The organism is Cohnella kolymensis, from assembly GCF_000829465.1.
In the GTDB taxonomy this organism is placed as follows: Bacteria; Bacillota; Bacilli; order Paenibacillales; family Paenibacillaceae; genus Cohnella; species Cohnella kolymensis.
The window spans coordinates 67066-80185 of sequence record NZ_JXAL01000022.1; the positions used below are offsets into that span (position 1 = coordinate 67066).

At 45.9% G+C, this 13120-nt stretch carries 11 protein-coding genes and 1 pseudogene; all 12 read left to right on the forward strand.

Features of this window, described 5'->3' with window-relative positions; genetic code table 11:
* The first annotated feature begins 235 nt into the window (after positions 1–235).
* The gene (locus SD71_RS13850) at positions 236–1012 is read left to right on the forward strand and encodes a YveK family protein (protein WP_052476258.1); all 777 of its coding nucleotides are present in this window, start codon (positions 236–238) and stop codon (positions 1010–1012) included.
* A 173-nt stretch (positions 1013–1185) separates the two neighbouring features.
* Positions 1186–1665, forward strand: a complete 480-nt coding sequence (locus SD71_RS13855; RefSeq protein ID WP_082034251.1) for a CpsD/CapB family tyrosine-protein kinase — start codon at positions 1186–1188, stop codon at positions 1663–1665.
* 54 nt (positions 1666–1719) lie between these two features.
* The gene (locus tag SD71_RS13860; RefSeq protein ID WP_052476259.1) at positions 1720–2934 is read left to right on the forward strand and encodes an efflux RND transporter periplasmic adaptor subunit; all 1215 of its coding nucleotides are present in this window, start codon (positions 1720–1722) and stop codon (positions 2932–2934) included.
* Positions 2935–2950: 16 nt separating this feature from the next.
* Positions 2951–4687 (forward strand): hypothetical protein, encoded by a 1737-nt coding sequence (locus SD71_RS13865; RefSeq protein WP_152619467.1) that lies wholly within the window; start codon positions 2951–2953, stop codon positions 4685–4687.
* Positions 4688–4984: 297 nt separating this feature from the next.
* Entirely contained in the window at positions 4985–6814 is a 1830-nt protein-coding gene (locus SD71_RS13870; protein WP_041064407.1) for a polysaccharide biosynthesis protein, read from the forward strand.
* A gap of 20 nt (positions 6815–6834) precedes the next feature.
* The gene (gene galU / locus SD71_RS13875) at positions 6835–7713 is read left to right on the forward strand and encodes a UTP--glucose-1-phosphate uridylyltransferase GalU (protein ID WP_041064223.1); all 879 of its coding nucleotides are present in this window, start codon (positions 6835–6837) and stop codon (positions 7711–7713) included.
* A 12-nt stretch (positions 7714–7725) separates the two neighbouring features.
* Positions 7726–8893: pseudogene (locus SD71_RS13880) on the forward strand (glycosyltransferase family 4 protein).
* The gene (locus SD71_RS13885) at positions 8856–9923 is read left to right on the forward strand and encodes a glycosyltransferase family 2 protein (protein ID WP_041064226.1); all 1068 of its coding nucleotides are present in this window, start codon (positions 8856–8858) and stop codon (positions 9921–9923) included. Before SD71_RS13880 ends, SD71_RS13885 begins: the two are co-directional and overlap by 38 nt.
* A gap of 11 nt (positions 9924–9934) precedes the next feature.
* On the forward strand, positions 9935–10450 hold the full coding sequence (locus tag SD71_RS25010; protein WP_235427117.1) for a glycosyltransferase: 516 nt from the start codon (positions 9935–9937) through the stop codon (positions 10448–10450).
* Positions 10422–11090, forward strand: coding sequence for a glycosyltransferase (locus SD71_RS25015; protein WP_235427118.1), 669 nt, complete (start codon positions 10422–10424; stop codon positions 11088–11090). Before SD71_RS25010 ends, SD71_RS25015 begins: the two co-directional genes overlap by 29 nt.
* Entirely contained in the window at positions 11075–11974 is a 900-nt protein-coding gene (locus tag SD71_RS13900) for a glycosyltransferase family 2 protein (protein WP_041064232.1), read from the forward strand. The genes SD71_RS25015 and SD71_RS13900 overlap by 16 nt, the downstream gene beginning before the upstream one ends.
* 14 nt (positions 11975–11988) lie before the next feature.
* Entirely contained in the window at positions 11989–13110 is a 1122-nt protein-coding gene (locus SD71_RS13905; RefSeq protein WP_041064235.1) for a glycosyltransferase, read from the forward strand.
* The last annotated feature ends 10 nt before the right edge of the window (positions 13111–13120 follow it).

Below are 13120 nucleotides of genomic sequence, written 5' to 3' on the forward strand. Positions count from 1 at the left end.
CCAAATACTGAATCATATTGTATGGCTAGAAACATTTATATGTCACGGGAATGCGTTTATAAGCTAAAGTCTGTATATTCTCTCGGGGGATACAAAACGGAACACTATCACAACATTTGATATTGACATGATACAATAAGTATCATATAGTGGGTATTATATTCTTTGATACAAAATGTATCTAACATGCCGCGTATTTGTTTTCTATGAGAATACTCCAGGCCGGAGGGTGACTATGGAAATTAATCTTGGCCAATACGTGAATATGATCAGGAAGTACCTTTGGCTCTTCGTGTTGTGTTCTCTTCTTTTTACGATACCCACAGCTATCTATAGCTCGCGTAACTATGTGCCGATTTATCAGGCTTCAACCAAGCTGATCGTCAACAAAACATTGCAGCCGGATCTGACTGCAACGGGACCTGACAAGGAGCAGATCGACTTCGGAGCCATCGGGACGAATATACAATTAATCAACACATACAAAGAAATTATCAAGACCCCGGCGATCATGGATAAAGTGGCTCAGCGTTATCCGGATTTAGAGCTGACATCCGAACAGCTCATTTCCAAGATTAACGTATCGGATGTAAACGAAACTCAGGTCATGTCGATTGTGGCCAACGATACTTCCTACGAAAAGGCAGCGAAGATCACGACTTACGTGTCGAGAGTATTCGAGACGGAGCTGCCTAAAATCATGAAGGTGGATAACGTTGCAATACTTAGCGGAGCTAAACTGGACGATTCCCCTATGCCAATCAATCAGCAGTCTAATCGAATGATCATTCTCAGTTTTGCGGCATCTTTAGTGTTATCGACCGGCATTATGTTACTACTGGAATCCTTGGATAATACCATAAAGACAGATGCGCATATTCGTGAGATTCTTGGCACCTCAACGTTGGCTCTGATACCAAAGACCCGGAAAAAGCTTATAAGGTCACCGAAAAAGGTTACAACTCCCAAAAAAGAGAGTGAAGCAGCGGTCTATGCGACAATCAGCGACTAATACGAAGATTATCATTCAAGAAGATCCTCAGTCGCCTATGGCGGAAGCCTATCGTTCCTTAAGATTTAATATCGATTTCTCAGTAATAGATCGGGAAATTAAGACAATGGCGGTGACTTCAGTTAACCGGGGTGAAGGAAAAACCATTACAGCCGTAAACTTGGCTGCAGCCTATGCGCAGGCTGGCAAAAAAAGTGATTCTGATAGATGCGGATCTGCGCAAACCGTCCGTTCACCTTACTTTCCGTGTACATAACGGCAAGGGATTGTCGAATGTTTTGGGGAAGCAGAATGGCGTCACTCAAGTTGTAATGGACACAAACATTGAGAATCTGACGTTCATGCCCGCCGGTCCGATACCTGTTAATCCGTCGGAATTATTGGCGTCGAAGACTATGGAGGCCATGTTGGCGGAACTGACGCAGCGTTATGAAATGATTATTTTCGACTGTACCCCAGTTCTGACCCAGATGGATGCCAAGATTGTTACCGCCATATGTGACGGAACTCTTCTTGTCGTGGAATATGGCAAATCGAAACGGAACATGGCTAAGAAGGTTAAGGAAGAACTGGTGCATGCAAGGGCGAATCTTGTAGGTGTTGTGATGACGAAAATAAAGAAAAAAGACGCGAAGAATTTCTTTTTTCAATAGTTTGTCAACAAATGTCGGTTAAGGAGTGCGTTAATCCGAATGAGGCGAAAAAGGTTGAAACCGAGCTATTGGCGGCGGAATGTTAAAGGCTTTGGAGTCGTTGCGTTAAGTTTTGCGATGTTCACAGGGTGTACACCATCATCGGCCCCGGATCCTGAGCCGGCCGCTTCTACACAGAGCCAGCAGCTGCTTGCTGTCAAAGCGTCGAAAGCGAGCAAACTAAAGATTGCGGATCCGATAGAGCATCATGCCGAAGTCGAATCCTCGGTACAGATAGAGGTTCTGGCCAAAGCTGAAGGGGATGTCGGTCAAATCTTGAAGAAGCGCGGCGATATGGTCAAAGAAGGGGATATCATCTTAAGGATCACATCGGATGATGCCAGAATGGAGAAGGAGCGTGCCGACCTTGCAGTGAGCGCGGCACAGCATGCGTTGACGAAGGCAAGGAGAGATGCGGCCAATTCGATTAACAAAATGGAATTAGCGCTCGCTGAAATGACCAGAAACTATAACAAAGCGAAAAACGATTACGACAGCGGACTGGTGACGAAAGCTGAGCTTGATCAACTGGAGTATCAATATACAAATGCCAAGTTGGACTATCAGCAATTAAAGATAGGATCTGATGTATCGGATCTTACGGATTCTCTTAAAAACGCACAGCTTTCCCAGAAGATAGTCTACCAAACATTGGCTAATCTCGAAGTAAAAGCGCCGGTGAGCGGCATTTTGTCGGAGATGGCTGTTGATAACGGGATGACAGTGTCGATGGGAGCCAAAGTCGGTCTGGTTGAGAAGCTTGATCCGATAAGAATTACGGCTCAATTGACGGATGAGCAAGCCGACTTATTGAGGGGTAAAACGGAAGTCACCTATTACATACCGGGTACGACTGATTACTATAAGGGCAAAATCAGCTTCCTGGCGGAAGTCATAGACCCCGAAAGCAAAACGTACCAATTAGAAGTTGATGTTCCTAATCCGGAAATGAAGTTCAAGCCGGGATTGAAGCTAAGAGTTCAACTGACTGAGGAGCAAGAAGGAATTGTCGTCAGCATTCCTACATACAGTGTGCTTACGGAAGGTGAGGATACTTACGTATTCGTTCTGAATGGCGATATCGTAGAGAAACGTAAGGTTCGGCTCGGACGGCAAAACGAACCATATCAGGAAGTGCTCGCCGGCGTGAATGAAGGCGAACTGGTGGTTATAACCGGGCTGGGTAAATTGAAAGACAAACAGAAAGTTCAGTTAGCTTCAGTGGAATGACAAAACATAAAATGGAGTGAAATGTTTTGACGATGAAGTGGAAGAAATGGTGTATTTGGACGATATCAGTCATCACACTCACCACGCCGTTTCCAGCTGTTGCGCTGCCGCACGCCGACGGCAGCATAAAGTGACAAAAGAGAACGATCGTTTGACAAGTTCGATCAAGGCTGAGGTCAAAAGTGTGCTCAACGAACAGACTGCCGAAGGAACAAGACTCGGTGCCGTGATTCGACTTTATAATGAGAGTATACGCACCGTCCGGGTTCCCGACTATGAGGTCAGATTGAAATCTCATGATGGCATTGAGTTTACGCTGCGTCCGAGTGTATCGAACGCAAGAGCCATTTTGCCGAAACAGAAGGTTGAACTCAGCTACCTCATACAGATGGATCACAAAGAGAATGTCTCGTTGAAACGGATTTCTTGGTTCGACGTCGATGAATATGTTTATCCGAAACGCCAAAAAGAGGTGTTAACCTTTTTGATTTCTTCGTTGGAGTGGAAAGGCGCCAATGCAATCATCACCAACCCTGGGCGGGTGAAGCAATGGGGGCAGTCATTCACGATTCCGACTCTGTCTCCCTCCATACAGGTTCTGCCGATTAACATCATGGTACAGAACACACAGAAGAGCCCTGTCGCTGTCGTGACCTTTCTCGTTGAAAATGTAGGCGATTGGGAGCAATCCGTTCAGGATTTTCGTGTCGACGGCAAGGTAGGAAGGAAGGTGTACAGCGGAAAAAGGGTAGAGCAGGGGACAATGTCACTCGATGCGGGTGAAGCGGTATATCTTCATTACGCGATTCCCTTAGGGCTCCAAACAAAGCTGACCAGCCTAAACATCCTCACTTCGGAAACGTTTAAGCCGGATGCTGAGACGACGATAAATTATGCGATCGGACGCCTGAATGTTGAGGTTCCGGCGGACGGCGGCAGCACACGATTCATGGATCAATTGAGAAGCTATGAGAACAGTACTCCGATCTCGTTTGACAATTTGAACAAGCTGATTGCGCCAGAACTTAAGATCTCGATGGAAGCTCTTCAGATTCACGAAAGCGAAGGGGGAGGCTTCAAAGCTGTCGTTGCTAAATATAAATTGTATAACGATGGCATTCATTCTCGAGTGGTACCCAATTTTCAAGTTGAGATGTTGAACGCTGAGGGCAAAAGTTATATGGGAACTCGGCAGACCGATACCGTGGAAACCTTGGCTCCGAAGGTAGGTTACGTGGTATATTACTCGTTTGTTGTCCCGCCGACGGAAGACGGGCAGCCGCTGGCCATGAATATTCTAGATGGCGAAACCGCAGCCCCTTATTTTGTGCCGATTGCTTCCTACCGGACCCAGGTTGTACCTCAGACATACGACGATATTATGAAATTTTATCCTTTTAATGTGAGCATACAGAAATGGTCGATTGAAAAAAGATCTACGGGTACTGGGGATATTACCTCGCCGCCGACATACACATTTAAACTGAATTTAAATTTAGACATTGAGCTCAAAGACAAGGTTACGGTGGATAACCATTTTCCGAAAATGAAAGTGGAATTGACCGACGAGGATGACAAAGTGATTGGTTCGCAGCTGCTTTCATTCACCGGAGAGAATCGCTTGATTAGCGGGCAAAGGGTAATCAGTGTCAACTCTGAGAATTATATCTCTCGAGTGAAAGCCAACATTTACGAAGTTATTGACACACCTTTCGGAGAGGCGAAGAGGCTGGTTCTGCAGCTGAAGGAATAAGGCGTTGTGCCCCTAAATGGGGCACAACTGCATATCAGTGTTCTTTATTAAGAACTAATATGTGCGTCATTAAATACATTTCGGTGATGTCTCCTTGCCGTTATCTACGGAGACACTCGGCCATGCTGTGGGTTGAAATAAACCTTAGACGCGAGTCGTCAAGGGTGTGGCGTGAGGATGGGTTTAATGCCCTTTTACACCATTAAAGTTCTTAACTATGCGGTTTTTGGTCAAAGACCTCATAGCTAAGAACTTTAGAGGTATCGACTTTTGATATTTATTGAAAGGGTGAACTTTTTGACGTACCGGCAGAGGTTATCCTTTTTCGTCTTTTTGGATTCTTTTATCGTCTTGACGGCTATTTTCTTTAGCCGGTTTCTTGTGAATGCAACTTTGCAAGTCATTACGGTCCCGATTGTGCTTAGCTGCATCATCCTTCTGCTTAGCCATCATCTGCTGTCGTTCCGCTACAACCTTTACAAAAAAGCTTGGCAATATGCGAGTGTCGGCGAACTGATTATGATCTCAAAGACCGTTACGTTTTCCATTCTTATTACGGCTGCATTTCAGCTGATTACTTTGCAGAATACATATTTCCGCTTATTTGCGGTGACCTGGATGCTGCATATGCTTCTAATAGGAGGCTCCCGTTTTTGCTGGAGAATTTTTCGGGACAATTACATCAAACAGGATCAACACAAAAAGCGTACGCTGATTATCGGAGCCGGCTCTGCAGGAACGATGGTTGCACGACAATTGATCCACAATAATGATAAAGAGTTGTTACCTATCGCCTTCATTGACGATAACGTAAAGAAACAGAATCTTCATATTCTCGGCATCCCGGTCGTTGGAGGCATTGAGCGAATCCAGTTTGCCGTCGAGAAGTTACATATCGATAATATTGTAATCGCCATTCCGTCACTCAAAAGGAAGCAGTTGAATGCCATTTTTCAAGAATGTGCGAAAACGAAGGCAAAAACACTAATCCTGCCGATGTTGGAGGATTTGGTCACGGGGAAAGTTTCCGTTAACCAGTTCCGGGATGTTCAGGTAGAGGATTTGCTTGGCCGGGAACCGGTGGAATTGGATATTGCCGCGATCTCGGAAGAAATTACGAATAAGATTGTACTTGTTACCGGGGCAGGCGGTTCCATCGGCTCGGAGATCTGCCGGCAAGTCGCCAAATTTCAACCGGACAAATTGATTCTGCTCGGTCATGGAGAGAACAGCATATATTCGATTCACATGGAACTGATGGATCAATATGCCGGTACGAAAATGCAGCTGATCACTGAAATTGCGGACATACAAGATGCAACCAAGATGATGATCGTGATGAGTAAACATCGTCCGCATGTTGTATATCACGCCGCTGCCCACAAGCATGTGCCCTTAATGGAACATAACCCGGAAGAAGCGGTTAAGAACAATCTCATCGGCACGATGAATGTGGCAAGTGCGGCAAGTAAACATGGTGTGGGCACGTTTGTGATGATCTCTACCGATAAAGCGGTAAATCCTACAAGCGTAATGGGCGCGACCAAAAGATTAGCTGAGACGGTCGTTCAGCATATGGATAAAGTCAGCCATACCAAATTCGTGGCGGTACGATTCGGGAATGTGCTTGGAAGCAGGGGAAGCGTCATTCCTCGATTCAAAAAACAGATCGAAAGCGGAGGCCCGGTTACCGTAACGCATCCTGACATGGTCCGCTATTTCATGACGATTCCGGAGGCTTCAAGACTCGTGATTCAAGCAGGCGCACTTGCTAAGGGCGGCGAGATCTTTGTATTAGATATGGGAGAGCCGGTGAAGATCGTTGAGCTGGCCGTCAATTTAATCAAACTATCGGGGAACTCCGTTGACGAAATCGGCATTGAATTTACCGGAATCAGACCCGGCGAGAAATTGTTTGAAGAGTTGTTAAAGGAAGATGAAGTTCATGAACAGCAAATTTACCCTAAGATCTACGTAGGCAAAACCGCAACTCTATATATCGAAGAAATTGGTGAAATCATCTCGAAGCTGTCAACTCTCGATAAAGAAACACTCAGAGCAACACTGCTGGAACTGGCGAATAGGAAGGAACTAAGCGGTTCGCCGAAATTATTGTCAATCGTATAAATAAAGGAGCTTAGGTATTAATGAAGGTAAGAAAAGCGATTATCCCGGCGGCAGGGCTCGGGACCCGATTTCTTCCGGCAACCAAAGCGATGCCGAAAGAGATGCTTCCTATCGTCGATAAACCGACGATTCAATACATAGTGGAAGAAGCTGTGGAGTCTGGAATTGAAGATATTATCATCGTGACCGGTAAAGGTAAGCGTGCGATTGAAGATCATTTCGACAATTCCTTCGAGCTGGAGCAGAATCTGCTGGAGAAACGTAAATTCGATCTATTAAGCGAAGTCCAGAAGTCTTCCAATTTGGTGGACATTCACTACATCCGACAGAAGGAGCCCAAAGGCTTAGGCCATGCCATTTGGTGTGCCCGTAAATTTATCGGTAATGAGCCTTTCGCCGTATTGCTTGGCGACGATATTGTCAGGGCGGAGAAGCCTTGCTTGCTGCAGATGATGGAACAATATGAGCGTTACAATGCGTCTGTGATCGGGGTGCAGCATGTTCCTGAAGATGAGGTTACCAGGTATGGCATTGTAGACGGGTTTCAGCTTGACGAACGTTTCTACCGTGTCAACCATTTGGTTGAAAAACCCAAGCAGGGGGATGCCCCGTCCACTTTGGCAATTCTGGGGCGCTATATATTGAGTCCGAAGATTTTCGAAGTTCTGAGCAATCAGGTGCCTGGAGCCGGCGGGGAAATACAGCTGACCGACGCGATCGCCGGACTGAACCGGCATGAAGCGGTGTATGCTTATGAGTTTGAAGGCGTCAGGTACGATGTCGGCGATAAGATGGGCTTCATCAAAACGATTATCGAATTTGCGATGCAGCGTGAAGATTTGAAATATTCTTTAACGGACTACCTGTCGGGTATTCTGGACAAAGCGCTGGTTAAATAAGGGTGATCACTCGTGTCTAAGAAGGTTTTGTTTTGCGCCACAATAGGGATTCACTTTAAATCTTTTCATTTACCTTATCTGCAATGGTTTAAAGAACGGGGATGGGAGGTTCATGCGGCCGCAAGCGGAGACATGGACATTCCTTTTATCGATAAAGCCTATGAGCTTCCGATCCAAAGATCACCGTTAAAAATGAAAAACCTTAAGGCGTACAAACAATTGAAAGCAATCATTGAGGAAAATCAATATGAAATCATTCATTGTCATACGCCGATGGGCGGAGTACTGGCAAGATTAGCCGCACGTAAAGCGAGGAAACAAGGGACGAAGGTGCTTTATACAGCTCACGGGTTTCATTTTTGCAAGGGTGCGCCGCTTCTGAATTGGCTTGTTTACTACCCCATTGAAAAAACATTGGCACGAAGAACGGATTGCTTGATCACTATAAATGAAGAAGATTATGCGCTGGCTGTTAACGATCGCTTCAAGGCGGCCCAAATTGCGCGCGTGCATGGCGTCGGAGTTGACACCGAAAGGTTCATGCCGCTGGATACAGCAAGCAAACGTGAAAAAAAGAGCGGCTGCAGGCTATGATCCGGACGACTTCTTGCTGTTCAATGCCGCGGAATTTAACAAGAACAAGAATCAGCAGCTCATGATTCAAGCGCTGGCTCTACTTAAAGACGAAGTGCCGAACGCCAAACTTTTACTTGCCGGTCAAGGCGGACTTCTTGAGCATTGTCGGGAAACAGCCATTCATTTAGGGGTCGGGGATCGGGTGCGATTTCTCGGTCAACGAAACGATATTGATGCGCTACTTCCCATTTGTGATGTTGCAGTTGCATCCAGCTTGCGGGAAGGGCTGCCTGTCAACATTATGGAAGCGATGGCCTGCGGCTTGCCGATCGTGGTCACTCACAATCGCGGGCATTCGGAATTGATCGAAGATCAAGCGAACGGATATGTGATCACAGGGCTGGATACTCATTCATTTGCCGCTCGTTTGTTTGAACTAAGCCAGTCGAAATATCTGTGCAGAAAAATGGGTATGGAAAATCTCAAACGAGTCGTCCCGTACTCCTTACCGGAGGTAGGCGCTGAGCTGTACGGCATTTATTCGCAATACATGTCGGAGGAAACGGATGAAACCGAGAGTCAGTATAGTCGTTCCTATCTATAATGTCGAAAGCTATTTGAGCAGGTCGCTCGACAGCCTGTTGGCACAGACTCTTGCCGATATTGAGATTATAGCCGTTAATGACGGCTCAACAGACGGAAGCGCGGAAGTGCTGAAACAGTATGCGATGAAAGACGGTCGTGTGGTTGTCATAGATAAGAGAAACGGCGGCGTGTCCTCGGCCAGGAACGCCGGCATCCAAGCGGCTCGGGGAGAATTTATCGGATTTGTGGATCCGGACGACTGGGTGAATACCGAAATGTATGCAGAGATGTATGATGCCGCGATTGAGGAAGAAGCCGATATCGTCATGTGCAGCTATATGCGGGAATTCGGTACCCATTCCAAAGAAAAGAAGTTCAATCTTCCTGAGAAGATCTGTTATCGCGGTGAAGAGGTTGCCTCAAAGCTGCTGCGCCGGTTAATAGGACCCGTGAATGAGGAGATTGCAAATCCGGAGTTTCTGGACGCTTGGGGCACGGTATGGTCTAAGTTGTACCGAACGGAATTGATCAAATACAATGAGTTGGAGTTCATCGACCTGGCAGTTGTCGGTACTAACGAGGATTCCCTGTTCAACATCCATTCCGCGTATTATGCCAAAACGTTTGTCTTTCTTAACAGACCTTATTATCACTATTGGCGAGTCAATACGGCTTCGGTGACGAGTGCGTATAAACCTGATTTGCATGATAAATGGTTTAAGCTCTACGGCTTTATGGAAAGCTTCGTTCACGATAAGCAGTTACCTCCGCAGTTTCACACGGCTTTGAATAATCGAATCTGTCTGAATATGTTAGGGTTGGGCTTAAATACGGTAAGTAATGACAGCCGTACGTCCAGTGTCAAAAAGATCAGAAAGCTAAACAGCATCTTGAATGATGCCCGGATTAAACGTTCATTCGAGCAGTTCGAGACAGGTTACTGTCCGATTGTTTGGAGGGCGTTTTATTTGTGTGCCAAAGTCAGATTCGCCACGGGCTTTTATGTGATGCTGCTCGCCATCAACCGACTGAGAAAGATTGTCCGATAGGAGTGGAAGTCGTGGATTGCATTCGTGTGCTGCAGGTTGTGACGATCATGAACCGCGGTGGGCTGGAAACGATGCTGATGAATTATTACCGCCGAATCGACCGCCGCAAAATACAGTTTGATTTCATGGTGCACCGCCAGGAAAAAGGCCATTACGATGATGAGATACTGGCGCTGGGCGGGAACATCTTCCGTATGCCACAAATACGCCCGGGCAATTATCGTCTTTATGATAAGCAGCTCGACCGGTTCTTCGCCTCTCATACTGAATATCGAGTTGTGCATTCCCACATCAACGAGAACAGCAGTTTCGTCCTGCGGGCGGCGAAGCGTACCGGCGTGCCGTGCAGGATTGCGCACAGTCATCTGAGCGGTTTGGGCATAGACATCAAGCTGCCGTTCCGCTTGTATGCGCGACTCGCGATGCAGGATAATCCGAATCAATTTTTTTGCATGCTCGAAGAAAGCCGGAGAATGGCTTTTCGGCAAACGAAAAGCGATGAACGATCAGGTTACCGTCTTAAATAACGCGGTCAACGTTCAAGACTTCCAATATAATGAGGAGCTGCGCTGTCAGGCGAGAGCGGAGTTAGGCGTTGGCGACAAATTGCTGCTGGGCCATATCGGGAGATTTAACAAGCAGAAGAATCACGATTTTGTGATAGACATATTCCAGGAGGTGCATGAGAAGCAGCCGGAGTCTATGCTCGTATTGGTTGGAGACGGTCCGCTTCGCGCTTCGGTTGAGAAAAAAGCGGCACGCCTGGGGCTGTCGGAGCACGTGAAATTTCTCGGTGTGAGAGCTGACATCCCGCGATTGATGCAGGGCATGGATTTGTTTCTGTTTCCATCGCTGTTCGAGGGCTTGCCGGTGGTGTTAGTTGAGGCACAGGCTGCCGGCCTGAAATGCGTCGTGTCGGATGCAATTACACGCGAGACCGATGTGACGGGCAGGGTGGACTTCATCAGTCTAAAGGAGCCGCCGAGCGTATGGGCTGACAACATTATCGCTTCGTCCTTTGAACATGAAGATACCTCAGAGCAGCTGCGGAACAACGGGTTGATACGGCCACCATGGCGGAATGTTGGCGCAATATTACACCCGCAATTCTTTAGCCGCAGATGGGAGTTAAATCAGGTGGAGGATTATTTATGGCTCCTATGTTAACGGTGTTTACACCGACGTATAACCGTGCGTATACGCTGCACTTAAGTTATGAGAGCTTGAAGAGACAAACTTGCGAGGATTTCATTTGGCTGATTATCGATGATGGATCCACTGACAACACGAAAGAGCTGGTAGATGGGTGGATTGCGGAAGGGGAAGTTTCCATCCGCTATCATTATCAGGAAAACCAAGGGATGCATGGCGCGCACAATACAGCTTACGAATTAATCGATACCGAGCTCAATGTCTGTATCGATTCCGACGACTATATGACCGATGACGCGGTTGACAAAATCACGACCTTCTGGAAACAGCATGGGAGTGATGAGTGGGCTGGCATTGTCGGATTGGATGCCACTCCTGACGGGCGGGTCATCGGAACCCGGATGCCTGACAACCTACAGTCATCCACGCTCTCCGGTTTATATGGTAAGCACAATGTGAAAGGCGACAAAAAGCTGGTCTACCGGTCGGAATTGACGCGCCAGGTGCCGCCGTACCCGATTTTTCCCGGCGAAAAGTACTGTCCTCTCAGCTATAAATACATTCTTATCGATCAGAAGTATCCGTTGCTTGTTATTAATGAAATATTATGCTTCGTTGAATATTTGGAAGATGGGTCGAGCAGGAACATCATTAAGCAATACAAGCGTAATCCGAGAGGATTCTTATTTTTTAGAAAGATCGCTATGAAATATGCCCCTTCTTTAAAGAGTAGATTTAGAGAATCCATCCATTTTGTTTCAAGCAGTTTAATGATTAGGAATTTCAAGTTCTTATTTGAGTCCCCGTGCAAGTGGATTACGTTACTTGCGACTCCATTTGGAATCCTCTTGTTTTTGTATATACAAAATACAAGCAAGGCTACTGTATTGAAAAATTAATTAAGGGTGGAAGCATGAATACACCAAAAAAGATTAAAGTGATGCAAGTATTAGGCGGTTTATGGTGCGGAGGCACGGAAACCTTCGTCATGAATATGTATCATTCCGTAGATAAAGAGAAAGTACAATTTGATTTTTTGGTTCATGAGAAGTCTAAAGCGCATTATGATGACGAAGTGTTGTCCTTAGGGGGGCAGATTCATAGAATTTCTGATCGGCATGAAGTAGGAACAATCAGATACGTGATTAATCTCGTTCGCCTATTACGTAAATTAAATCCGGATATTGTTCATTCACATGCCATGTTTAACTCGGGGATCGTGATGTTAGCCGCTTTTTTAGCCGGCATTAAAAAACGCATTTGCCACGCGCATAGCGCTAAAGATGAATCTGGAAATAAGCTGTCGCGAAGAATCTACCGATTGATTATGCGCATGTGTATTAAAGCATTCTCTACAAACCAAATTGCTTGCAGCGATGTCGCAGCCGAATTCTTATTTAGCAACAAACATCGATCCAAAAGAGCCGTACCCATTATTAACGGGATAGATGTAGATAAACATTTGTCTGTAGCTGTTCATGAGGTTGACGTAATACGCAAACAACTTGGCATTTCTGAAGAAAACTATGTGATTGGATTTGTCGGCAGACTTGTAGCAGTGAAGAATCCTTTGTTTCTCATTAAAGTTTTTGAAGAAATTAGAAAAATCAATAACAAAGCGATCATGGTTATAGTGGGCGAAGGCTCCCTTAAGATTCCAATTCAGCAAGAGTTAAAGAAAAGAGATTTAATCGGTCATGTCCGGTTGACAGGCAATCGTACGGACGTACCGGGTATAATGTGCATCTTTGATGTTCTTGTATTACCTTCCTTATTTGAAGGGTTATCCATTGTGACATTGGAAGCCCAGGCTTCCGGTCTTCCATGCATATTATCGGATAACGTTCCCACAACAGCAGATGTCGGTCTTGGATTGATTCGTTATATCTCAATTCGTGATGAAGAGGGATGGGTCAAAGCTGCTGCTTCCAAACAACAAAAGGTCACCGATCACAATAAAATAAGAACTGCATTTAAGTATCATGGTTTCGATACTGCAAGCGCATCAAACAAACTTCTAAAACTTTATGGTTAGAAGGAATTAT